This window comes from Pseudophaeobacter flagellatus, assembly GCF_021228235.1.
GTDB lineage: Bacteria > Pseudomonadota > Alphaproteobacteria > Rhodobacterales > Rhodobacteraceae > Pseudophaeobacter > Pseudophaeobacter flagellatus.
This window is the reverse complement of record NZ_JAJQRG010000005.1, coordinates 21,633-46,517: the sequence shown is the minus strand read 5'-3', so window position 1 is coordinate 46,517 and position 24,885 is coordinate 21,633. Positions and strand designations below refer to the sequence as shown.

Genomic DNA, 24,885 nt, shown 5'->3' with positions numbered 1-24,885 from the left:
TGGAATACCGAATAAACTTCGGTTTGCCTAGGGTGGCCATTGGGGAAACCCCATCGCGTCACGGCGCAGACCAAATCGTAAGGCAGAGGGTACGGCATGTATGAAATTCTGATGATGTGGGATTGGCTGGGCTTTGCCATTCGCTGGCTGCATGTGATCACAGCCATGGCCTGGATCGGATCGTCCTTTTATTTCATCGCGCTGGACCTGGGCCTGCGCAAAAGCACGGATCTGCCCGTTGGTGCCCATGGCGAAGAATGGCAGGTGCATGGCGGCGGCTTTTATCACATCCGCAAGTATCTGGTGGCCCCGGCTGAAATGCCCGCACATTTGATCTGGTTCAAATGGGAGAGCTACAGCACCTGGCTCTCGGGGTTTGCCCTTTTGATGGTGGTCTACTGGGTCGGCGGAGAAATTTACCTCATCGACCAAGCCAAAGCCGAGCTGAGCCTGTGGCAAGGCATTGCCATTTCTGCCGCGACCCTGTCGATTGGCTGGCTGGTCTATGATCGCCTGTGCAAGACTGCCAGCCTGGCGGCGCGCCCCACCCTGCTGATGGTGCTGCTGTTTTGCTTGCTGGTGGCGATGGGATATGGGCTAAACCAGGTCTTTACCGGCCGGGCGATGATGCTGCATCTGGGGGCCTTTACCGCCACCATCATGACGGCAAATGTATTCTTTATCATCATGCCCAATCAGCGCATCGTCGTGGCGGATCTGCAGGCCGGACGCACGCCGGATGCCAAATACGGCAAGATTGCCAAGCTGCGCTCGACCCATAATAACTACCTCACCCTGCCGGTGATCTTCCTGATGCTATCAAACCACTACCCCCTGGCCTTCGCCAGTAATTACAACTGGTTGATTGCGGCGCTAGTCTTCCTGATGGGGGTAACCATCCGCCATTATTTCAACACCAAACATGCCGGCACCGGCAATCCTACCTGGACATGGCTGGTGACCATCTTCTTGTTCTTTGCGGTAATCATCCTGTCCACCCTGGGGCTGGAACATGACGGCGAAGGCGAAGACCAGGCCGCCCTGACCGGCACCGCACAAGTGATGGCCCAGGCCGAGGGCTTTGCAGAGGTACATGATATTGTTCTGGGCCGATGCAGCATGTGCCACGCGCGCGAACCCTTTTGGGATGGCATCCGCACTGCCCCAAAGGGGGTCTTGCTGGAAACCGAAGCAGACCTCGCCCGCCAGGCAGCAGCGGTGTTTTTACATGCCGGGGTGACCAATGCGATGCCCCCTGCCAATATCACCTATATGGAGCCCGCAGATCGTGCCGCGATCCGCCGCTGGTTCAAAAACGCACAGATGTAATTGCCTCCTACACCTCTCCGGCGGTGCTCCGCGTGCCTGCCGCCACAGGGCGCAAACCCCAGAAGCGCATCGAATCGCTATGCAAGTTGTTGCCGCATCGGCTGACTTTTCCGGCATCTCACACCTGACCGCTTTACCTTGCGCCCCGCTCTGCTAGACTCTCCGGAACACCACGACACTGCCCTTAATAGGTTGATCAGCCCTGCAACCTTTGAGGGCTGATCTGCACCCGCCCCTGCACGCTGCCCGGAGTGCCCATGTTTCTATATTCGCCCCTGCGCACTGCTGCTTCGCCTCTGTTCTCGGCCAGGCTTACGCGCTTATCCCTGCCTCTGTCGCTTTGCCTTGCCATGCTCGCCCTGCCCAATTCAGGCCAAAGCGCCGAGGCCGTTTTAACCGCTCCGGGTGCCTCGGATACACTGCGCCAGCGCTTGCAGGGGGCCTCTGCCTCTTTGGCCGCGCAGGATGCGGTTGATCCGCAAGAGCTGCTGGCCGCTGCCCTGTCGGATTATCGCACGCTGGTTCAGGTGCTTTATGATGCAGGGCATTTTTCACCGCAGGTAAACATCCGGATCGACGGCCGCGAGGCGGCGCAGATCCAGCCGTTGAACGCGCCGCGCCATATCAATCAGGTGCAGATCACCGTGGTGCCTGGCCCCAGTTTCCGCTTTGGCCGCACCCAGATCGCCCCCTGGCCACAGGCCAGCGAGGTCGAGATCCCCGAAAGCTTTGCAACTGGGCAGCCCGCCAAGACCGGGATCCTGCGCGATGTGACCGCCGCAGGTGTAGAGGCCTGGCAACGGGCCGGGCATCCCCAGGCCCGCCTGGGCCAACAGGCAATCACCGCAGATCACCGTGCCGCCAGGCTGGATGCCCGACTGGCACTGGCACCGGGACCACGCTTGCGCTTTGGGAAAATGATTCTTGCCACTCCCAGTGCGGTGCGAGAAGCAGCGATACAGCGCATTGCCAGCCTGCCCAGCGGAGAAGTCTACCATCCTGACCTGCTGGCCAGATCCGCCACCCGCCTGCGCCGCACCGGTGCCTTTTCGACTGTCACGCTCCAGCCGCAACCCCAGGCCAACCCCGATGGCACACTCGACTATGTGGCCAAAGTCGAAGACATGCCACCTCGGCGCCTATCATTTGGCGCAGAGCTCAGCTCCTCTGATGGGGTTGAACTCACCGCGTCCTGGATGCATCGCAACCTGTTTGGCGGCGCCGAGAAACTGCGCTTTGAAAGCCGTATCACCGGTCTGGGCGGCAGCAATGACATCGGCGGGCGCCTTGCCCTGCGGCTGGATCGTCCAGCCACGCTTGGCCCTGATGACAACCTGTTTTACCTGCTCGAAGTCGAGCGCCTGGACGAAGAGCATTATACCGCCACCCAAGCATTGGCTGGCATCGGGGTCCGAAGAGTGTATTCGGATCAGTTCTTTGCCGAGGCGGGTATCGGCGGCATCAGCATTCTGGCCAGCGATGCCTTTGGCAAGCGGCGTTTCAAATATGCCGCCGGTTTTTTGCGGGCCGAATATGACCAGCGCAACAGCCGCGTCGATGCAACAGACGGCTATTTCATCGACGCGCGGCTGATGCCCTTCATCGGGATTGATGGCACGGATTCTGGGCTTCAGGTCAAAATGGACGGGCGGCTCTATCATGGGCTGGGCAGCGATGACCGTATTGTCCTGGCGGGGCGGGCGCAGCTGGGCGCGCTGATCGGGCCTTCGCTTAGCAATGCCTCTCCGACATTGCTGTTCTTTTCCGGTGGATCAGGATCTGTGCGCGGGCATGAATATCAGTCGTTGGGCATACCGGTTGGCAATGCCTCGGCGGGTGGGCGTGGCTACCTTGCCCTCTCGGCAGAGCTGCGCGGCAAGCTGAGCGACAAGCTGTCGCTGGTCGGGTTTTTCGACATCGGCTATGTGGATCGCGATCCTTTTGTGTCCAGCGCGTCGCAGCACCACTCTGGCGCCGGACTAGGCCTGCGCTATGATGTGGCGGGGATCGGGCCACTACGGGTGGATTTTGCCTATCCGGTGGATGGCGACAGTAGCGACGGATTGCAGTTTTACATTGGGATCGGGCAGGCCTTTTGATGCGACATCTTTCCCCCCTTCGCGCAGCGATGCTGGTCACATCGACCCTGTGCCTGACCGGCCCCGCCCCGCTTGCTGCGCAGGACAGCGCAGCAAGCCCAAGTTTCCTGGAAAGCTTTTTGCAAGACAACCTGTCGGGCGACAATCAGTTCATTACCGTCAGCGGGCTGAGCGGCGCTTTTTCCTCGCAGGCGAGCATCAAGCAGCTTACGGTCGCGGATGAGACCGGGGTCTGGCTGGAACTGACCGATGCCGAGCTGGACTGGAACCGCTTGGCGCTGCTGCGCGGCGAGTTTCAGGTCAATCATCTGACTGCCGCAGAAATCAAGGTTCTTCGGGCGCCGCAGCCCCTGCCAGAAGACCCCAGCCTACCCAGCCCCGAGACCACGCCCTTTCAACTACCAGAGCTGCCGGTCTCGGTTGAGCTGGGCGAGATCAGTCTGGATCGCATTCAGCTGGGGCAGCCCCTGCTTGGCTTTACTGCCACGCTCAACCTCAATGGCAACCTGAAACTTGCCGATGGCAGCCTGAAAACTGAGCTAAAGGTAAACCGGCTGGACAAGCCTGGCGACAGGCTGCGGCTGGTAGCTGGATACAGCAATGAAAGCCGCCAGATTGATCTGGATCTGGACCTGTCCGAGGCCGCAGACGGGTTGATCGCCACCAGCTTGCAACTGCCGACCCGCCCCAGCCTGCGGCTTACGGCGGCGGGCAGCGGCCCGGTCGAGGATTTCACCGCCAAGATTGCCCTGGCAACAAATGGCAGCGAACGTCTGTCCGGTGAGGTGGTGCTGAAGGCACGGCCCTCTCCGGACGCGCAGCCAGACGGTGCCACCACCGACACAACAGCGTCCACCGCCAGGGGTATCGACTTTGCCGCCGATCTTGGCGGCGATATCGACGTGCTTCTACAACCCGATTTCCGTCCCTTCTTTGGGCCAGACCTGCGGCTGACGCTTCGCGGAACCACCGCATCCGACGGCGCAGGCCTGACGCTGGACAGTTTTGCGCTGCTCAGCCGCGCACTGCATCTGTCGGGTGCCCTGTCGATGACACCAGCAGGTCAATTGGACACCGCCAATCTGCGCGCGAGCATCACCGCGCCACAGGGGCAGACAGCGGTGATGCTGCCGCTGCCCGGCGCCGATACCACCCTGGCCCAGGCCGAGGTTCTGGCGCAAAAAACCAGCAACGGCCCCTGGTCTATCAATGCCGATCTTCGCCAGCTCAGCCATCCTCAGGCGTTGATTTCGCAGGGCAGCATCAGCGCCCAGGGCCTGCTGCAACAAGGTGAGGGCGCGCCGCTTTCGCTCGACGGTGATATAAAGGCATATCTTACGGGGCTGAGCATGCGCGATCCCGGTCTTGCAGCAGCCATCGGGAGCAACATCTCGCTCTCGACCAATCTCACATCCGAAGGACCAGGGGCGCTGGCCCTGTCAGATCTGCTGCTGCAGGGCGATGATTTTCAGGCCAGCGGCGATCTGGCCTTTCACGGGCTAGATGCCGGGCTGGAGGTCACAGCCGATCTGCGTCTGGGCGCTGCCAGTCTGGCACGGTTTTCTGCGCTCGCCGACCGCCCACTGGAAGGGGCACTACAGGCGCAAATCAAAGGGGCCTTTACGCCATTGTCAGGGGCGTTTGACACCGATCTGGCCCTGCAAGGTCAGGGGCTGACAACTGGCCTGACCGAGCTTGACCGGCTGACTGGCGGCAGCCTTGCACTGACCTTTGCAGGTGGGCGCGATGTCTCGGGCTTGGCAGTCGAGGGCTTTCAACTCAACAGCGGCCTGATCACGGCCCAAGCCAGCGGTCGGCTGAACAGCAAGGTCGGCGCGTTGTCCTTGAACGCACGCCTCAAGGATCTGAACCCACTGTTACCGCAGATGTCCGGACCACTGGATCTGCAAGGCGAGGTCACCCGCAGCGGCAACAGCCTAAGCGGTACCCTGCGTCTTGAGGGGCCACATGCCTCTTTTGCGGACCTTAAGGGCCAGGCCACACTGGATGGAGCCGCCGATTTCACCTTTGACGCCGCCCTAGAAGAACTGCAGCGTTTTGTGCCGGACCTGCCCGGCACCCTGACCGCAACCGGCAAGGTCCAGCGCCGGGATGCCCGCTGGCAGATCAACGCCAGCACCAAGGCCCCGGCAGGCGCCGAAGCCGAACTCTCTGGCAGCTTTGACGAAGCCAGCGGTAAAGCTGATATCACCAGCAGCGGCACGGCCCGGCTGGAAGGGGCAAACCCCTTTATCAAGCCCAACCTGCTGAAAGGCACAGCGCGTTTTGACCTGGCGCTGAAGGGATCGCCCAGCCTTGCTGCGCTGCGCGGCAAGATCACCACTGCGGGGGCGTCGCTGGCCCTGCCCGCCGCAGCGCAACGGCTTGATGACATTGGTGCCACAGTGACGCTGCAAGACTCCCGCGCACAGATAGAGATCTCGGCCAGACCGCGCGATGGTGGCAGCCTGCGCGTGAGCGGCCCTGTCGCCCTCACCCCACCTTTTGAAGGTGCCATCAACATCGCCATTCAAGAAGCCGTGCTGACGGATAAGCTGGTATATGAGACGATTTTGAGCGGCAATCTCGATCTGACGGGACAGCTGGCCAGCAACAGCAAATTGAGCGGGCGCATCGATATCGGCGAGACCACGATCAACCTCAATACGGCTGGCGGCTCGGTCTCTGCTGCGCCCATTCCACCGCTGCGCCATATCAATGAACCCCGCGCCGTCCGGCAGACTCGTGCCCGCGCCGGGCTGATCCAAAGCGGCGCCAGCAGTGGTGCTGCCGGGACCCTTTCCCTAGATGTGATCATCGACGCACCGGGCCGGATCTATGCCCGTGGTCGCGGCTTGAACGCGGAATTGGGCGGGCAGGTTCATCTGCGTGGCAATACCGTAGCCCTGGCGCCCTCGGGGCAGATCAGCCTGGTGCGCGGCACCTTTGATATCCTGGGGCGACGGCTTGAATTGGACGAGGGCCGCATTACCCTGCTGGGCGATCTGAAACCCTATCTGGAATTCAGATCCTCTGCCAGCACCTCGACCGGCACCGCCACGCTTGAAATCACAGGCGCAATTGACGCCCCCCAAATCGAGGTCACCTCTGATCCTCCACGCCCCAGCGATCAGGCGCTGGCGCTCTTGCTCTTTGGTGACAACCTGGACGATTTGTCACCCCTGGCGCTGGTACGCCTGGCCAACTCGGCGCTGCAGCTAAGCGGCCGGGGCCTGGGCAACAAGAACGCGCTGCGCGACAAGACAGGTGCCGACAAGGTCGAACTGGGGCTGGATAATATCGGCTCTGGCTTGCTGGGGATTGGCGGATACATCAGCGACAAGGCCTATACCGATTTCAACGTCAACACCCGTGGCGACAGCGAGTTGAGCCTCAATGTGGATCTGACCGATAACGTCACCGTCACCGGCACTGTCGACAACCAGGGTGAAAGCGGCTTTGGCCTGTTTTTCAAACGCGATTACTGAAGCATCCCACAAGCGGGGGCAGCCTGCCCCCTTGGTAGACAGGCCAGCGCAGGAACCCTATGTCTCATGCGCCCTTTTCGAAACACCACCAAGGGTTTAGTCTGCCCAAAGCCAAGGCTAGTATCTGGATCGAACGCATGACGGACCACCCCGCCCGGCCCTCGCTCTTGGGGCGCATTAGGAAACGGCTTGCTCGCCTGCGGCACCAGGCGCGCCTTTCGGCCTCTGTGCGCCACCTGCACGGAGCCAGACACAGCGTCGCAGCCCCGGATGAGGTAGTGCTCGTCGCACTCGTACGCGATGGGGCCTATTATCTGGAACCGTTTTTTGAACACTATCGCCGCCTTGGAGTGGCGCATTTTGTCTTTTTTGACAATGGTTCCAGCGATGACACCCTGGCGCAATTACGCCAACAGCCGAGGGTGGTGATCCTGCAGTCGAACCTGCCCTGGGGCCAGTTTGAAAACGACTTCCGCAACTATGCCGTCAGACGCTACGCCAGCAATCGCTGGTGCCTGATTGTCGACATGGATGAGCTGTTTGACTTTGAAGGCAGCGCCGCAATCGGCCTTGCAGGTTTGACCCGCTATCTGGCAGATCACGGCTATTCCGGGCTGATGGCCCAGATGCTGGAGATGGTACCAAAGGCACCGCTACGCAGCCTTGCCGCCCTGCCTTATGAAATGGTGCTGCAACAGTTCTGCTACTGCGATATCAGCACGGTTACAGCCTATGATTACCACAGCGAAGATAGTGGGCTGGCCTATTTTCTACGCCAGAATGCCCCCCCAGCCCATGCGCCACAAATCCTGTTTGGCGGGCTGCGCGGCAAGATCTTTGGCGAGAACTGCTGCCTGAGCAAACACCCGCTGATCTTTGTTGACCCGGGTGTCGCCCCTGCCGTGCATCCGCATGTCTCTTGCGGGCTGCGGCTGGCCCCGATGAGCGCGCTGATCAAGCACTACAAATTTGCCAATGACGCGCTGGCGCGCGATCACGCTTCTGTGGAACAGGGCGCGATTGGTCACGGCGAAGACCGCCAGCGCCTTATGGTCCTGCGTGAAAACCCAGATCTAAGCCTCTGGTCCGCCAGTGCCCAGCGTTTCCCCGGTATTGCCGCCCTGCAAGAACAGGGCTTTTTGCTGCGCGACCCCGACTATAGCACCGCGATAGGCCAGTCAGCAGAGGCCACGCAAAGCACCCATAAAGGTGCCAAATGACTGAAGATCACCCAGAACAGCCCACTTCTATCAGCGCGGTTGTGATTGGCCGAAACGAAGGCGCGCGCCTGCTGGCCTGCCTGGCTTCGCTGCAACCGCAGGTGCGGCGGTTGATCTATGTTGACAGCGGATCAACCGATGGTTCGGTGGCCGCTGCCCGCAGCCTTGGGGTGGAGGTGGTGACGCTGGATATGACGCGGCCCTTTACCGCCGCCCGCGCCCGCAATGCCGGTTTGGCAGAGCTGAACGCGCAGGAGGGCTTTGTACAGCTGGTCGATGGCGACTGCGAGGTCGATGCCGCCTGGATCCCGCAGGCGGCCGAGTTTTTGCGCCAGAACCCGCGCGTTGCCGTGGTCTGTGGGCGCCGCCGCGAACGCTTTCCCGAAGTCTCTATCTACAATCAGATCTGCGACGCGGAATGGGACACCCCCATTGGTGAGGCCCTGGCCTGCGGTGGCGATGCTCTGATGCGGCTGTCGGCGCTGCGCGTGGTCTCGGGCTACCGCGAAGACCTTATCGCCGGGGAAGAACCCGAACTCTGCCTGCGCCTGCGCCGAGAGGGCTGGAAAATCTGGCGGCTAGAGGCCGAGATGACCCTTCACGACGCCCAGATGACCCGGTTTCGCCAGTGGTGGATGCGCAGCCGCCGCGCCGGATATGCCTTTGCGGCAGGCGCCGCGCTACATGGCAATGCACAAGAACGCCACTGGGTCAAAGAAACCCGCCGCGCGGTATTTTGGGGGATAGTGCTGCCAGTGAGTCCGGTCCTTCTGGCCGCGCTGATCTCGCCCTGGGCACTGCTGCTCTGGCTGCTTTATCCGCTGCAACTGCTGCGATTGAGCCCGCGTATGGGGCTGCGCCCGGCGCTGTTTTCCATTCTCGGCAAGTTCGCCGAAAGCACCGGCATAGCCGAGCGTTTCTGGCACCGCCTGCGCGGCACCCACCGCAAGATCATAGAGTATAAGTAGCCACGGTAGAGCGCGCTACTTCGACGCGCGAATCCGCAGCGCCGCCCAGATTTGCCCGGGCAGAATGGCAAAACATTTGGCATAGCGCGGGATCATCCGCGCCGGGCTGCCAAGCGCGCGCCACAGCCACTCCATAGCGATTTTTCGCAGCCAAAGCGGCGCGCGGGTCTGATGCCCCCCAAAGAAATCAAGCCCTGCCCCGATAGAGGCGAAGCCAACCGCAGGCGCGACCTGGCGACCACGATGCGCCAAGCTTTCCTGCTTTGGCGCACCAAGGGCCAAAAAGCAAAGCCGGATGCCCTTGCGCTTCAGGGTTTCAAGGATCTCTTTTGCCTCATCCCCCTGTGGATCGAACACGCCCGAGGGCGCATGACACCAGGCCAGGTCCAGCCCAGCAACCTGTGCCCCCAAATAGTCTGCTGCATCCTGCAAGGCTCTGTCGGTGCTGCCGACCAGGGCAACCGGCACACCGGCGGCGGCGGCCAGTTGACACAGGGGCAGTATCAAATCAGATCCCGGCATCAGTTCCACCTCGCGCTTGGCCAAGCGGGACAGCCAGACAATGGGGCGCCCATCCGCCACCACCAGATCCTGGCCAAGGTAGGCCTCCAGGAAGGGTTCGCTCTGCGCCAATTTAACCAGATGGTCCAGATTCACAGTCGCCAGGGCAAAGCCCTCTCCCGCTGCGAAACGCGCGAGAACTTCGTTTTTCAACGCGGCCTTGCTGGGCACATTGACTGTGACACACTGGCCCTGAGACTCAAAAAACAAACATTCCCCCCCCGGCGCGCGCTCTTGGAACCAAAGCGAGCAATGTCATCCAGATCTGCGCAACCTTATAGTTTGCGCTGCACGGCCGCTCTCTTTCAGATTGGCCGAATCTGGCCTTTCACGATATTATACAGAACCTTGCCTGATATTACGCGCCCTAAAGATCAACAAATCAGGCCAGAACTTTTAGTCTCCGATGAAAATAAACTGACCCATCCTGGCCACCATATGCACATTGCTCTGCCGCAATTGAAAAGTATCCTGCCACCATGCCCAACGCCCTAGCCTACCTGATGCTGCTACTCTGGCCTTTGGTCAGCCTAGTCTTGTTTCGCCGCCTACCACTGGAGCGCGCGATCCTGTGGTGCATTCTGGGTGGCTATCTTCTGCTGCCACCGGTGGCGGAATTCGATCTGCCGCTGGTGCCGGATATGGATAAATTCACCATTCCCGCAATCATGGCCTTTGTTCTCTGTGCCGGGCTGCTACACAAGAAAGTGCCGTTGCTGCCGCATCATCCGCTGGCCCGAGTGCTGATGGTGCTGTTTGTTTTTGCCGTGGTGCCTACGGTGCTGACCAATGGCGACCCCATCATATTTGAGGTACTCGCCGGATCTGATCCCATTGTCTTTCTCACCGATATGCTCCCAGGGCTGCGCTGGCGCGATCTGGGCTCGGTGATGATCAATCAAGTGATTGTCCTGATGCCTTTCTTGCTGGCGCGGCGCTACCTGTCCAGCCCGGAGAGCCAAAAAGAGCTGTTGCTGGCGCTGTGCATTGCCGGCCTTGCCTATTCGCTGCCCGCGCTGTTGGAAATCCGCATTAGCCCGCAGATAAACACCATGGTCTATGGGTTTTTCCAGCATGATTTTGCCCAGACCATGCGGCAAGGGGGGTTTCGTCCCATTGTGTTCTTGCCGCATCCGCTGTGGCTGGCGCTGTTCATGTTTTCGGCGCTAATGGCCTGCACCGCGCTGGCCCGCGCCGCCCAGGGGCCTAGGCGACTGCGCTTTGGTCTGGCCAGTCTCTATCTGTTCTGGGTTCTCTTCCTGTGCAAGAGCTTTGCTTCGCTGGCCTATGGGCTAAGCTTTGTCCCGCTGGTGGCACTGGCCTCGGCGCGCTGGCAGATCCGGGTCGCGCTCGCCCTAGCCGCTGTCGCCATCACCTACCCAATGCTGCGCAATCTCGGGCTCATCCCAACCGAGGCCATACTGGCGCAGGCCGAAGCCATCAGCCCGGCGCGGGCGCAATCGCTTGGCTATCGCTTTGACAACGAAGCCATATTGCTCGAGCGGGCCGCCGAAAAGCCCTGGTTTGGCTGGGGCGGTTGGGGGCGCAATCTGATCCGGGATATGGAAACCGGCGCGATTGTCTCGATCCCGGATGGCCACTGGATCCTGGTCTTTGGCACCTTTGGCTGGTTTGGCTATCTCGCGGAAATGGGGCTTCTCTGTTCGCCACTGCTATTGCTGGGGATCGAGATCCGGCGGCGACGGGGACGCGATATCTCTCCCTATTCAACCGCCATCGCGCTGATCCTGGCCGCCACTTTGGTGGATATGCTGCTCAATGATACGCTGGTGCCAATGACCTGGCTCTGTGCCGGATCAATCCTTGGCTATGCAGAACGCCTGCGCGATCCAACTCTGTTTACGCGCAGCCGCCCCCTGTTCCATGGCAGGCAGATCTTGATGCCGCAGCCGCCATCGTCCAGGTCACGCAGCCGGATATAGTTGCAAATGACGCATTTTATGGCACAACGGAATGCCTTATTATTATTGCACTTGCGACCAATTTGGCCACCTTGCTTTCACAACTTTGCCGCAGTGGTAAAGCAATTTCAGACTTGGGTGAGACCGCCGCGCGTCTGCGGGGGACGGCGTTTGTGCGTCTTCCGCAGACGCTGCGACGAACCCAGCCAGGAACTCCATCGCTCCCTCCCCAGGGGATGCGGCATCGCCTCTCGGCAGGGCGGGTCGTCGACAGGGGATAGGGTAGCCACCATACAGCCGCATAGAACGAGGGGCCGTGTTTTTCATGGCAAAGACCGCAGATCAGATCTCAGACGCACCGCAATATAGCGGCGATATCGCCATCGTTGGCATGGCGGTCAATGTGCCCGGTGCCGAAGGGCTGGAGGCCTATTGGCATAATCTGCGCACGGGCATCGAATCCATCGTGCCGCTCAGCCCCGAGACCCTGCAGGCCGCAGGCGTGTCCCAGACCACCCTGGCCGACCCAAACTATGTGCCGCATGCAGCGCTGCTCGACGGGTTTGCCGATTTTGACGCCGAGTTCTTTGGCTTCAGCCCCAAAGAGGCCGCCATTCTGGACCCCCAGCACCGCAAGTTTCTTGAGGTCGCCTGGAGCGCAATGGAAAATGCTGCCCACCCCCCCGAAAGCCTGGACGAGCCCATCGGCGTCTATGCTGGCTGCGGCATGGGCAGCTATTTCTACTTCAATATCTGTTCCAACCCCGGCCTGGTGGACGAAGTCGGCATGTTCCTGTTGCGCCACACCGGTAACGACAAGGATTTCCTGACCACGCGTGTCAGCCATGTGTTTGATCTGAAAGGGCCGTCAGTCAATATTCAAACCGCTTGCTCGACCTCTCTGGTGGCGGTGCACTACGCTTGCAAGGCGCTGCGCGACGGCGAATGTGGCATGGCCCTGGCCGGCGGTGTCACCATCGATATGCCGCAGGGGCACGGTTATTTGTATAAAGAAAACGAGATCCTGTCGCCCGACGGTCACTGCCACGCCTTTGATCACCGCGCCCAGGGCACGGTCTTTGGATCAGGCGCCGGGGCGGTGGCCCTGCGCCGCATCGAGGATGCCCTGGCCGATGGCGACCATATCTGGGCCGTCATCAAGGCCAGCGCCATCAACAACGACGGCGCCGACAAGGCTGGCTATCTAGCGCCCTCGGTCGGGGGGCAGGCAGGCGCAGTCCGGCAGGCGCTTGCGGCGGGGGATATACCGGCGGCCAGCATCGACTACATCGAATGCCACGGAACCGGCACCTATCTGGGTGACCCGATCGAGGTCTCGGCCCTTGGCGAAGCCTTTCGCGATGGCCAGGCGGGCAACCAGCCCTGCCGGATCGGCTCGGTCAAGACCAATATCGGCCATCTTGATACCGCTGCTGGCATTGCCGGGCTGGTCAAGACCGCACTGGGGTTAAAGCACCGTGAAATTCCGCCCTCACTGGGCTACGAGGCACCAAACCCGGCAATTGATTTTGACAATACTCCCTTCCGGGTCAATGACCGCCTGACTCCCTGGATCTCGCAGCAGGGGCCACGCCGCGCCGGGATCAATGCACTAGGGGTGGGCGGCACCAATGCCCATGCCATTCTGGAGGAAGCGCCAGTCCGCGAGGTCTCGCAAGAAAGCGATTTCCCCTTTCATGTCCTGTGCCTTTCGGGCCAGTCCAAAGCGGCACTTGAAGCCAATACCGAGGCGCTTGCCAGCTATCTGGAGGCCAACCCGGATGTCGATCTGGCTGATGTCGCCTATACCCTGAAACAGGGGCGGCGCGGCTTTGCCAAACGCCGGGTACTGGTGGCAGAAACCGCCCAAGAGGCCGCCGCTGCGCTGCGGGACGGTGATCCGCGCCAGGTTTTCAGCCACGACCGCCTGGGCGAGGCCCCAGAGGTGGTCTTTTCCTTTCCCGGTGGCGGGGCGCAATATGCCGGCATGGCGCGCGACCTCTATGAGACAGAGCCAGTCTTTGCCGATTGGATGGATCGTGGGCTGGATCATCTGCAGCCGCAGATCGACTATGACATGCGCGCGCTCTGGCTGCCGACCCCCGGCGATGAGGCCGCTGCCAACGCCCAGCTGCAACGCCCCTCGGTACAATTGCCGCTGATCATGATCCTGGAATATGCGCTGGCGCAGCTCTGGATAAGCTGGGGCATTCGCCCGGCGGCGCTGGTTGGTCATTCCATGGGGGAAAACACCGCCGCCTGTCTGGCCGGGGTCTTGTCCTTTGAAGACTGCATTGATCTGGTACTGCTGCGCGGGCGTCTGTTTGACACGGTTCCGGCGGGTGGCATGCTGTCGATTGCCCTGCCCCTGGCCGATGTGCAGGCCATGATCGGCCAGGACCTCGACATTGCCAGCGTCAATGCGCCCGCTCTGACCGCTGTGTCTGGGCCACAGGCCGCGCTGGATCGGTTGGCCGAACAGCTTTTGGCGCAAGAGGTTGATTTCCAGCGCATCCAGATCGATATCGCCGCCCATTCGCGCATGCTTGACGGTATATTGCAGGACTACGGTGATTTTCTGCGTGGCCTGTCGCTCTCTGCGCCGCAACTGCCAGTGATTTCAAACCGAACCGGCCAGAGGCTGACCGCAGAACAGGCACAGGATCCCGACTACTGGGTTAGCCAGCTGCGCAATACCGTGCAGTTTGCCGATTGCATCGCCACGCTTGCCGCCACACCGGGCCGCGTCTTTCTAGAGGTCGGCCCCGGCAAAGCCCTGAGCGCCCTGGCTCAGATGTCGCCCGCCGTGCTGCCCAATCAAGTGCTAAGCGCGCTGCGCCACCCGGATCAGGTAGTGCTAGATGATGCCTATTTCTTTGGTGTCATTGGCCGTCTTTGGGCCTGCGGCGTCGAGGCCGACTGGGATCAGATCTGGGGCGAAGCAAAGCGCCATCGCCTGCCCCTGCCCGGCTATGTCTTCCAGCGTAGTCGCTATTTCATTGAACCCGGCAGCAACAACGCCCCGCAAGAGATGCCGCTGCCATCCCGCACCGCGGATATCGCAGATTGGGGCTATCGTCCCTGCTGGCGTCCGCGGCTTGCTGATTGCGCCCTGGATATCGATACCGATCTGGGCGAGGCACCGCAAAACTGGCTGATCTTTGCAGATGACTGCGGGCTTGCCAGTGCTGCGGCCGCACGACTGCGCCAGGCCGGGCACCGGGTTGATCTGGTCCGCCCCGGCGATACCTACGCCAAACTGGGGGGAGGCGAGTATATCCTGGCCCCTGAACAGGGCCGCTTTGGCTACAATGCGCTGCTTGCCGATCTGGCCGAGGCCGAGACCCTGCCCACCCGTATAGCACATTTCTGGCTGGTCACCGACAGCGAAAACTTCCGCCCCGGTTCCTCCTTCTTTAATCGCAATCTGGAAATGGGGTTTCACGGTCTCACCGCCCTGGCGCAGGAACTGGGGCCGCTGGATCTGGCAGAGCCGGTGCATCTGACGCTCTTTACCACTGGTGCGGCACAGGTCACGGATGAGCCGCTGCCCTATCCGGAAAAGGCCATGATCTCTGGCCCGGCCAGCGCCATTTTGCGCGAATTCCCGAACTTTACCTGCGCCACCGTGGACATCGAACTGCCCAAGTCCCCGGGGCTGCTTGCCACGCTGCGCGGGGCCGCGCCTGACGATCTGACCCCGCGTCTGCTGGAAGAACTTCTGGCAGAGCCCGCCAATACCACCGCCGCCTGGCGCGGCGACAAGCGGTTTGAAAAATCCTGGCGTCCGCTCCCCCTGCCCCAAGGGACACTACCGACACAGGCAGAGGCTGCAGGTGCCCCGCCACCATCCGGCTTCAAACAGGGCGGCTGCTATCTGATTACCGGCGGTTACGGCGGCATCGGGCTGCGGACTGCGGCGCATCTGATGCAGCATTTTGACGCCAAGGTTGTGCTAGTGTCTCGCTCTGGCCTGCCGCCGCGCGACCAATGGGACCGCTACCTGGCCACCCACAGCCCCGCCAACCGCCAGGCGCAGCGTATCCGTGCGGTACAAGAGCTTGAGACCATCGGCAGCGGCGCGGTTATGCCCCTCGCCGCCGACAGCTGCAACAGCGTCGAGATGCGCCGCGCTGTCACCCAGGTAGAGGGCCAGTTTGGCCCTGTAAACGGTGTGATCCACGGTGCCGGCGTGATTGATGACGGACCGATCTTGGCCAAGACAGAGGCGCAGATGGCCCGCGTTCTGGCCCCCAAGGTCACCGGCCTGCGGGTGCTGGAAGAACTGTTCCCCGATGGTTCACTGGATCTGCTGGTGCTGTTTTCCTCTTCCTCTATCGTGACCCGGCCCGCCGGGCAGGTCGACTATATTGCCGCCAATGACTATCTGAACGCCTATGCCGCCCATCGCCGGGGCAGCAAGACCCACGTCATTGCGGTGGATTGGGGGGTCTGGGCCGATACCGGCATGGCCTATGAAGCAATGAGCGCACGCCAAGGCGATACCGGCCCAAGCCCACGTCAGGGCTGCGCCCAGCCCTTGTTGGACGAAGGTGGCTATGACAGTTTTGGCAATCCGGTTTTTGCCGCGACACTTGACGCCCAGAACACCTGGCTGCTGGCCGAACATCGCACCCAGGCAGGCACCGCGCTGGTGCCCGGCACTGGCTATATCGAATGGATCGCAGAAAGCCTGGCGGCGCTGGATCTGACCGCGCCGTTTGAAATCCGCGATCTGTATTTCCTGCGCCCACTGGTGGTGGCCCCGGCCACGCCACAGCCGATAATACTGCGCCTGCAGGCAGAGGAAACCGGCTATACCTTTGCCACCCATAGCGCCCTGCCCGGCGGTGGGTTTGCCCTCAACTGCGAAGCAGAGATCCGCCTTGCGCCGGACTGCAAACCGCCAGCCCCTCTGGATCTGAAGGCCATTCAGCAGCGCTGCGGCGCGGTGCAAACGGCACAAACAGGTGCGGTGCTCTCTTCTCCGCAGGATGGTCATCTTGCCTTTGGACCGCGCTGGCAGGTGCTGCAACAGATGGCGTTTGGCCCGCAGGAAGGCCTTGCCCGCCTACATCTGCCCGAGGCCGCAAGGGGCGACAACTGCCTGCTGCACCCCAGCCTGATGGATCTGGCCACCGGCTGGGCGCTGTCGCTGGTCCCCGGCTATGACGGGGCCGATCTTTGGGTGCCGATGGCCTATAGCAACCTGCGCATCTTTGCACCCCTGCCGGAAGAAATCCACAGCCACATACGACTGACTACCGAGGAAACAGTCGATGCCGACAGCGCCAGCTTTGATGTGACCCTCACCAATCCCGATGGGGCAGTTCTGGTTGAAATCACTGGCTTCCAAATGACGCGTCTTGCTGGCGGGTTTGAGGCCAGCCCGGCCTCAGCCACCGCCGATCACAGCGCAGAGGCCCTGGGCCTTGCTGCGGGGGGGGGCGCTGCGCAGCCGCTCTCGGCAGAAGAACGCCGTCTGCAGCTGACCATTGCCAATGGCATCCGCGCCAGTGAAGGCCCCGAAGCACTGCTGCGCGCCGTAACCAGTGGCCGCCCCCAGGTCGTGATATCAGCGCTGGACCTGCTCGCCCTGATCCGCCAAAGCGATAGCCCCGCGCAAGAACAGGCCAGCGACAGCAGCCAGAGCTTTGAACGCCCCGATCTCGACACCGAATATCAAGCCCCCGCCTCCCCCGTGGAAGAGCAACTGGCCGCCCTGTTCCAGAGCCTGCTTGGCCTGGGTCAGGTTGGCACGGCCGACAGCTTCTTTGATCTTGGCGGCCATTCGTTGATTGCAGTCCGCCTGTTTGCCCAGATCAAGCGGCAGTTCAACATAGAGCTGCCCCTGTCGACCCTGTTCGAGGCCCCAACCGTCGCCGCGCTGGCGGATCTTCTGATACAGCGCGGCGTGGGCACAGCCAACAACACAGCCGAGGAAAGCGCCGCCGCCGCGCCAACCAGCTATAGCCATCTGGTCCAGTTGCACCCAGGATCGGGCACAGATCTCGCCCCGCTGTTTCTGGTGGCAGGCATGTTTGGCAATGTTTTAAACCTGCGCCATCTGGCCCAGGAACTGGGCAGCAACGGCCGCCAGGGACGCCCGGTTTACGGGCTACAGGCACGCGGGTTGATTGGCAGCGCGACGCCGCATGCCACCATCCCAGAAGCCGCCGCCGATTACCTGTCTGAAATCAAACAGATCCAGCCCGAAGGCCCCTACTACCTGGGCGGCTTTTCCGGCGGCGGGATCACCGCTTATGAAATGGCCCATCAGTTGCAGGCCACCGGCGAGAAAACCGCCGCCCTGGTGCTGCTGGACACGCCACTGCCGGTACGCCCAGCGCTGAAATCTGTTGACAAGGCACTGATCAAACTGCGCGAATTGCAAAATAAAGGCACAGGATATTTGCTTGAATGGGGCCGCAACCGGCTCCTGTGGGAAATTAGCAAACGCCGCCAGCCGCCAGCGGAAACCGGACAGGCACCCGGCTTTAACAATCGCAAGATCGAGCAGGCCTTTCGTCAGGCAGTGGAAAACTACAGGCTGCTCGCCTGGGATGGGCCCCTGACACTACTGCGTCCGCCTTTGGATCGCCATTGGCCGGTCTCGGGCGGCAATTGGGTCAGCCGTGAACGCGAATATGTCTTTGCCGACAATGACTGGACCCGCTGGGCGCCAAATCTTGAGGTAATTGAGGTCCCCGGCGATCATGACAGCATGGTTCTGGTGCCCAATGTCAGCAGCTTAGCGGCCGCCATAAAACCACAGCTGACCCCATCTTCCCCGGCTAGTTCCCCTGCCATGCGAACCGCGCCTGCCTCAGGGCAAGCAGCGTCCTTTGATGACCAACAGAGTAAACGCGCATGAGCACCGGCGGCATCCTCACCATCATTCTGAACTACCGCACGCCCGAGATGACGCTGCAGGCGGCCGAGGCCGCTCTGGCGGAAATGCAGCACCTGCCGGGAGAGGTGCTGGTCATCGACAATGGCTCTGGCGATGGTTCTTGGGAGGCGCTGCAAGATGCCTTTCAGCAACGCGGCTGGCACAACGATAGTAAAATCAGGTTGCTGCAATCCCTGGTCAATGGCGGCTTTGGTGCTGGCATGAACATCGGTTTTGCCGCCGGGCTGTCGGATGGGACCGCACCTGACTACTACTATCTGCTCAACTCTGATGCCTTTGTGCAGGGCGAAACCATTGCCACCCTACGCGATTTTCTGGGCCAGCATCCGGGCGCCGGGCTGGCGGGGTCGTTTGTGCAGGGCACCGATGGCACCCCACATCGCACCGCCTTTCGCTTTCCCTCAATCGCCGGAGAGTTTGAGATGGCCGCGCGCACAGGGATCTTTACCCGCCTGCTTGCTCCCTGGGTCGTCGCCATGGACATGCCAGCGACCGAGACCCAGGTCGATTGGACCGCCGGTGCCAGCCTGATGATCCGCCGCCCCGTGCTGGAAGACATCGGCGGCTTTGACGAGACCTTCTTTTTGTACTTTGAGGAAACCGATCTGTGTCGCCGCGCCGCGCGGGCCGGCTGGCGCACCCACTATGTGCCGGACAGCCGGGTGGCCCATCTGGGCTCTGCCTCGACGGGCATGAAGACCTGGAGCCGCACCCCAGCCTATTGGTTCTTTTCACGCAGTCACTACTTCACCAAATCACATGGGCGCGCCTATGCCGCCCTGGCCACCCTGGCGCGAATCACCGGGTGTGGCCTCTACGGGCTGCGCCGCCTGATCCAGGGCAAGCCCCAGGCCGACCCGGACCATTTTTTGCGCGACCTAATTACCCATGCGCTTGTACCATCGCGCCACAGCCCTCAACGACAGGGGGAAGCGCGCCTGCGCACTTCAATGTCAAAGGATTTAAAATGACCCCGTTTTCCTGTGTTGTAGTTGGCAATGAATCGCTGTTGGTAGGCTGTGCCGAGGCGCTGCTGGATCAGGAGCATCAGATCACTGCGGTGGTTTCCACCGACCGAGACATCCGCGCCTGGGCGCAGGAAAAATCGCTGGTGGTGCTGGACCGCCCCGCCGAGATTGCAGACAGGGTTCCAGGTGGGTTTGACTGGCTGCTGTCAATTGCCAACCTGCAAGTGATCCCTGATCCGGTGCTGGCACTGGCGCGCCACGGGGCCGTGAATTTTCATGATGGACCGCTGCCGCAAATGGCCGGGCTGAACACTCCCAACTGGGCCTTGATCACCGGCGAGACCCAGCACGGGATCACCTGGCATATGATGGAAGGCGGCATTGATGAGGGCGATATTCTGGCCCAGCGCCTGTTCGAGATCGACGCCGATGATACCGCCTTTAGCCTCAACTCCAAATGCTATGCCGCCGCAATAGACAGCTTTGGCGAGGTTCTGGAACAGCTAGCGCAAAATGCGCTGAAGCGTCAGCCGCAGGATCTGTCGCAACGGCGCTATTTTGCCCGCGACCAGCGCCCGGCGGCAGGTGGGCTGCTGGCCTTTTCCCAGCCTTCGACAACCCTGTGCCACCTGGTGCGCGGCCTTGATTTTGGCGCCTATTGGAATCCGCTGAGCTGCGCCAAGCTGCGCCTTGACGATCAGATCTTGCGGGTTGGAAAAATCTCTGCGGTGGATCCGTCGGCCCAGGAAATCCCACCTGCGGGAACCGTGCTTGCCGTCACCGGGGGCGCAGTCACGGTAGCCACCTCTGACGGGGCTGTTTTGCTCACAGATGTCACCAGCCTGGAGGGCGCGCCTGTCGATCTGCCCACCCTATTCACCACCGGCGCAGAGCTGCCAAGCTGGACGGATAAAGACACGCAGGAGTTGGAGGCGGCATTGGCGCGCGCCCATAAGGCGGATCTGCCCTGGCGCGCCGCCCTGCAAGACCTGCAACCTGTCCCCCTGCCGCTGGCCCAACCAACTAGGCAGACCACAGGGAAGACCAGCCTAAGCCGCCAAGCCGTGACCCTACCGCAGGGCATGAGCCAAGATCAAATCCTGGCCGCGATCCTGGCCTGGGCCCTGCTGGGCACTGGTGAGGATCAGGCAGATATAGCCCTATCCACCCCAGACGCGGCGGTGCCGCTGATCGGACAGGCTCTCTCTGCCTGGGTGCCGCTACAGGCCCGGCGTGACCTTTCGGCCAATGCCCTGATTGATCACATCAAACCCAGACTGGAACGCGCGCAGAACTCTGGCGGCTTTGCCCGCGATTTGGTGGCCCGCGCCCCCGAACTTGCGCCGCTGGTGCAGCCTGCCATCGGGTTGACACTGGACCGGGATGCAGCACTGCCCGGCTGCGCCGCTAGTGTGTCGCTGTATCAGGGCGGGCTGGTCCTGCATGTGGATGATGCCCAGGTGGATGCCAAAACCGCAGAGCTGCTCGCCGCGCGGTTGCAGCACCTGCTTGAGGTCACCCAGATGCACCCCGACCGCGCCCTGTCGGAGCTGACCGCCCTGCCCGAGGCCGAGCGCAGGCTGCTGCTGGAAGACTGGAACCAGTGCAATGCAGATCCGGCTGCAGGGGCAGTACATGGGCATGGGGCAGCCCCCACCATCCAGGCCGCCTTTGAGGCCCAGGTGGCGCGCAGCCCTGGCGCAACAGCGCTGGTCTTTGAAGACCAAAGCCTGAGCTACGCCGTCCTGAACGCCCGCGCCAATGCGCTGGCGGCACGGCTGCAACAGATGGGCGTGCAGCCCGGCAGCCATGTGGGCATCTATATAAAGCGCTCTGTCGATCTGCTGGTGGCCAGCCTTGCAGTGCTGAAGGCTGGGGCGGCCTATGTGCCGCTGGACCCAGCCTACCCGCGCGACCGCATCGCCCATTTCCTGAACGATAGCCAAGCCAGCGTGGTTCTGACGCAGCAGGCCCTGCGCGCGGATCTGCCCGATAGCCAGGCAGAGATCCTGGTGCTGGATGCCCAGCCCCAGGGCGAACATGCAGAAAACACCACCAGCACCGCCAGCGGCAACGATCTGGCCTATCTGATCTATACTTCTGGGTCGACCGGCCTGCCCAAGGGCGTCAAGGTGCGCCATGACAATGTGGCAAATTTCTTTGCCGCCATGGATGCGCGTATCCCCCACAAGGCCGGTGACACCTGGCTGGCGGTGACCTCGCTGTCGTTCGACATTTCGGTGCTTGAATTGTTCTGGACCCTGTCGCGCGGCTTCAAACTGGTGCTGTCCAGCGATGAAAGCCGACTTGAGCTATCCCGGGGGCGCGTGGCGATTTCCCATCGACGGATGGATTTCAACCTATTCTACTGGGGCAACGACGATGGGCCGGGACCGCGCAAATACCACCTGCTGCTGGAAGGTGCCAAATTTGCCGACACCCATGGTTTCAACGCGGTCTGGACACCTGAACGGCATTTCCACGCCTTTGGCGGCCCCTACCCCAACCCGGCGGTGACCGGTGCGGCGGTGGCGGCTGTCACGCAGAATATCAGCGTGCGGGCGGGGTCCTGCGTCGCCCCGCTGCACCACCCGGCCCGTATCGCCGAGGAATGGTCGGTGATCGATAACCTTACCAATGGGCGTGCCGGGCTTGGCATTGCATCGGGGTGGCAACCGGATGATTTTGTCCTGCGCCCCGAAAATACCCCACCCGCCAACAAACCTGCAATGTATGACTGCATCGACACCCTTCGCAAACTCTGGCGCGGCGAAAACGTAAGTTTTGCGCGTCAGGATGGCACCCTGCACAGTGTCATCACCCAACCCCGGCCGGTGTCAAAAGAGCTGCCGCTTTGGGTCACCACCGCGGGCAACCCCGACACCTGGCGCGAGGCAGGCGAAATCGGTGCCCATGTGCTGACCCATCTCTTGGGGCAAAGCATCGAAGAGGTGGGCGACAAAATACGCATCTATCACGATGCGCTGCGCGCCAGTGGTCGCAGCCCGGCCGATTACAAGGTCACGCTGATGCTGCACAGCTATCTGGCCGAAACCCGCGAAGAATCCCGCCGGATTGCCCGCGAACCGATGAAGGATTACCTGCGCGCGGCAGCAGGGCTGATCAAGCAATACGCCTGGGCCTTCCCGGCCTTCAAACGGCCCAAAGGGGTCAACAACGCCTTTGAAATGCAGCTGGATATGCTCGGCGAAGATGAGCTGGAGGCAATCCTCGACTTTGCCTTTGAGCGCTACTTTGAAGACTCTGGCCTGTTCGGCACCGTAGAAGACGCGCTGGCGCGCAGCGAACAATTGAAAGCCATCGGCATCGACGAAATCGCCTGCCTCATCGACTATGGCATCGCACCAGAAGTGGTTCTGGAAGGGTTGAAACCCCTGGCTGAAGTGCTGGACCGCACCAACCGCGCGCAAGAGCTGGCGCCGGATGACTTCTCTCTCAGCGCCCAGATGATGCGCCACCGTGTCAGCCATATGCAATGCACCCCCTCGATGGCGCGGATGCTGGTGCAGGATGATGAGGCCCGCCAAGTGCTGTCGGGGCTGCAACATCTTTTGCTGGGTGGTGAAGCCCTGCCCGGTGATCTGACCAGCGCCCTGCGCGAGGCCACCCCAGCGCAGATGCACAATATGTACGGCCCAACCGAGACCACGATCTGGTCCACCAGCACCACGCTCACCACCCAGCAAAAGGGGATCGCCAGCATTGGACAGCCGGTGGTCAATACCACCGTCTATGTGCTGGACGCTGCCCAGCGCCCGGTGCCGCTGGGTGCCACCGGAGAGCTCTATATCGGGGGCGCGGGTGTCACCGCCGGCTATTGGCAGCGCCCCGACCTGACAGCAGAGCGCTTTGTCCAGCTGCCCTTCACCAAAGAGACCCTGTATCGGACCGGCGATCTGGTGCGCTGGGGGGCCGATGGTCAGCTCGCCTTTCTTGGGCGTAGCGATCATCAGGTCAAACTGCGCGGCCAGCGGATCGAGCTGGGGGAAATCGAGGCGGCGCTGGCGGATCAGCCCGGTGTCACTGGCGCTGTCGTGGTCCCGCGCGCGCAGGGCGGAGATCTGCAGCTGGTGGCCTATGTGACGCACAGCTTCGGTGCCGAACAGGCCGACCTGGATGTCGCCGCAATCAAGCTGGATCTGGCGCGCCAGCTGGCTTCCGTCATGGTGCCGGCCCATATCATTCCGCTCAAGGCCTTTCCCCTGACCCCCAACAAGAAAATCGACCGCAAGGTGCTTGCCACCCTGCAGCCCGTCCCCAGCACTGCCCGCCGATTGCCCCAGGCTGGCGCAGCGGCAGGATCGACCCAGCAGGCCGCCACTGGCGGGGCGCAAGACAGTGGCGCAAGGCAGACGGACGAAGCATCGGCAGGCGGGGTGCAGCGCGAAGTGGTCAAGGTCTGGTCCCGAATTCTGGGGATCAACGGCATCACGGCGCAGGATAATTTCTTTGCCTTGGGCGGGCATTCTCTCTTGGCGGTGCAAGCACACCGTGACCTGCGCACGGCGCTGGACCTGCCCAGCCTGTCGATCACCGATATCTTCCGCTTCCCAACCTTGGCTGGTCTTTCCAGCCATATAGAAGGCCTTGCAGGCGGCGGCGCAAAGCCCGATGATCCGGGCCAGGATGACACCACGCAGGCCGCCAAGTCAGACACCATGTCGAAACGGCGCGCCATGCGGGCAAACCGCAAAGCACGGGCCGGATGACGACAGCGATTGCACCACAAAACCAAGAGCGGCTGACCCTGGTGCGGCCGCTCTTTGGCGATGACATTGCCTTGGGGCTGTCGGATCCATTGGCCAATCCACCCGCCCCCTTAAGCGCCGAGGCCGCAGGCCTGTCCCCCAACGCCGTGGCCAAGCGTCGAAATGAATTTGCTGCCGGACGGGCGGCAGCGCATCAGGCGATGGCGCAACTGGGACTGCAGGTTCAGCCCATCCGCGTTGGCAAAAACCGTGCGCCCATCTGGCCCACCGGGCTGGTGGGATCGATCACCCATACCCGCAGTTGCGCCATGGCCGTGGTGGCGCGCGCAGGCGCGATCCGCGGGCTTGGCATTGACGTTGAAGAGAACAAGCCGCTAGCCGATGATCTGTGGCCCGCCATCTGTTCCCCCCAGGAACAGAGCTGGCTGCGCCGCCAGGCCAACCCCGGTCAGATGGCCAAGGTGATTTTTTCCGCGAAGGAAGCAGCCTATAAATGCCAGTTTTCCGTCAGTGCCCGTTACTATGGGTTTGACGGGATGGAACTGGATATCGACCCGGAGCGCCAGCGCTTCTCGGCCCGTTTTTGCGCGGATCAGCCGCCGTTTCACTGTGGCGACCGCATCACCGGGGGCTTTGCCATTGGTGCCGGGCTGATTGTCACCACAGCAGAATTGCGAGGTTGAGCCG

The 24,885-nt window shown here is 61.9% G+C and carries 11 protein-coding genes; 10 read left to right on the top strand and 1 reads right to left on the bottom strand.

Going from position 1 to position 24,885, the window contains the following annotated elements; translation table 11 throughout:
- The first annotated feature begins 96 nt into the window (after positions 1-96).
- From LRK71_RS11030 to LRK71_RS11010, 5 genes are all read left to right on the top strand, one after another.
- Positions 97-1,329 carry a urate hydroxylase PuuD gene (locus LRK71_RS11030; protein ID WP_232403534.1) on the top strand — a complete coding sequence of 411 codons (1,233 nt, stop codon included), beginning with the start codon at positions 97-99 and terminating at the stop codon, positions 1,327-1,329.
- 257 nt (positions 1,330-1,586) lie between these two features.
- Positions 1,587-3,428 carry an autotransporter assembly complex protein TamA gene (locus LRK71_RS11025; RefSeq protein ID WP_408635999.1) on the top strand — a complete coding sequence of 614 codons (1,842 nt, stop codon included), beginning with the start codon at positions 1,587-1,589 and terminating at the stop codon, positions 3,426-3,428.
- Positions 3,428-6,916 carry a translocation/assembly module TamB domain-containing protein gene (locus LRK71_RS11020; RefSeq protein WP_232403531.1) on the top strand — a complete coding sequence of 1,163 codons (3,489 nt, stop codon included), beginning with the start codon at positions 3,428-3,430 and terminating at the stop codon, positions 6,914-6,916. Before LRK71_RS11025 ends, LRK71_RS11020 begins: the two co-directional genes overlap by 1 nt.
- A 137-nt stretch (positions 6,917-7,053) precedes the next feature.
- Positions 7,054-8,136: a glycosyltransferase family 2 protein gene (locus LRK71_RS11015; protein ID WP_232403520.1), complete on the top strand. Its 1,083-nt coding sequence runs from the start codon at positions 7,054-7,056 to the stop codon at positions 8,134-8,136.
- Positions 8,133-9,104: a glycosyltransferase family 2 protein gene (locus tag LRK71_RS11010; RefSeq protein ID WP_232403518.1), complete on the top strand. Its 972-nt coding sequence runs from the start codon at positions 8,133-8,135 to the stop codon at positions 9,102-9,104. The genes LRK71_RS11015 and LRK71_RS11010 overlap by 4 nt, the downstream gene beginning before the upstream one ends.
- A 15-nt stretch (positions 9,105-9,119) precedes the next feature.
- Here the strand turns inward: LRK71_RS11010 and LRK71_RS11005 are convergent, their stop codons facing one another.
- The gene (locus tag LRK71_RS11005; RefSeq protein WP_269751714.1) at positions 9,120-9,875 is read right to left on the bottom strand and encodes a WecB/TagA/CpsF family glycosyltransferase; all 756 of its coding nucleotides are present in this window, start codon (positions 9,873-9,875) and stop codon (positions 9,120-9,122) included.
- A gap of 269 nt (positions 9,876-10,144) precedes the next feature.
- On the opposite strand from LRK71_RS11005, the gene LRK71_RS11000 reads away from it, so the two are divergent.
- The 5 genes from LRK71_RS11000 (at position 10,145) to LRK71_RS10980 (ending at position 24,881) form a co-directional block, all read left to right on the top strand.
- Positions 10,145-11,608 carry a hypothetical protein gene (locus tag LRK71_RS11000; protein ID WP_232403516.1) on the top strand — a complete coding sequence of 488 codons (1,464 nt, stop codon included), beginning with the start codon at positions 10,145-10,147 and terminating at the stop codon, positions 11,606-11,608.
- Between the two features lie 304 nt (positions 11,609-11,912).
- Positions 11,913-18,461 (top strand): type I polyketide synthase, encoded by a 6,549-nt coding sequence (locus tag LRK71_RS10995; RefSeq protein ID WP_232403515.1) that lies wholly within the window; start codon positions 11,913-11,915, stop codon positions 18,459-18,461.
- Positions 18,458-19,471 carry a glycosyltransferase family 2 protein gene (locus LRK71_RS10990; RefSeq protein ID WP_232403502.1) on the top strand — a complete coding sequence of 338 codons (1,014 nt, stop codon included), beginning with the start codon at positions 18,458-18,460 and terminating at the stop codon, positions 19,469-19,471. Before LRK71_RS10995 ends, LRK71_RS10990 begins: the two co-directional genes overlap by 4 nt.
- Positions 19,468-24,198: a MupA/Atu3671 family FMN-dependent luciferase-like monooxygenase gene (locus LRK71_RS10985; protein ID WP_232403500.1), complete on the top strand. Its 4,731-nt coding sequence runs from the start codon at positions 19,468-19,470 to the stop codon at positions 24,196-24,198. The genes LRK71_RS10990 and LRK71_RS10985 overlap by 4 nt, the downstream gene beginning before the upstream one ends.
- Positions 24,195-24,881 carry a 4'-phosphopantetheinyl transferase family protein gene (locus tag LRK71_RS10980; RefSeq protein ID WP_232403498.1) on the top strand — a complete coding sequence of 229 codons (687 nt, stop codon included), beginning with the start codon at positions 24,195-24,197 and terminating at the stop codon, positions 24,879-24,881. The genes LRK71_RS10985 and LRK71_RS10980 overlap by 4 nt, the downstream gene beginning before the upstream one ends.
- Positions 24,882-24,885 lie beyond the last annotated feature (4 nt).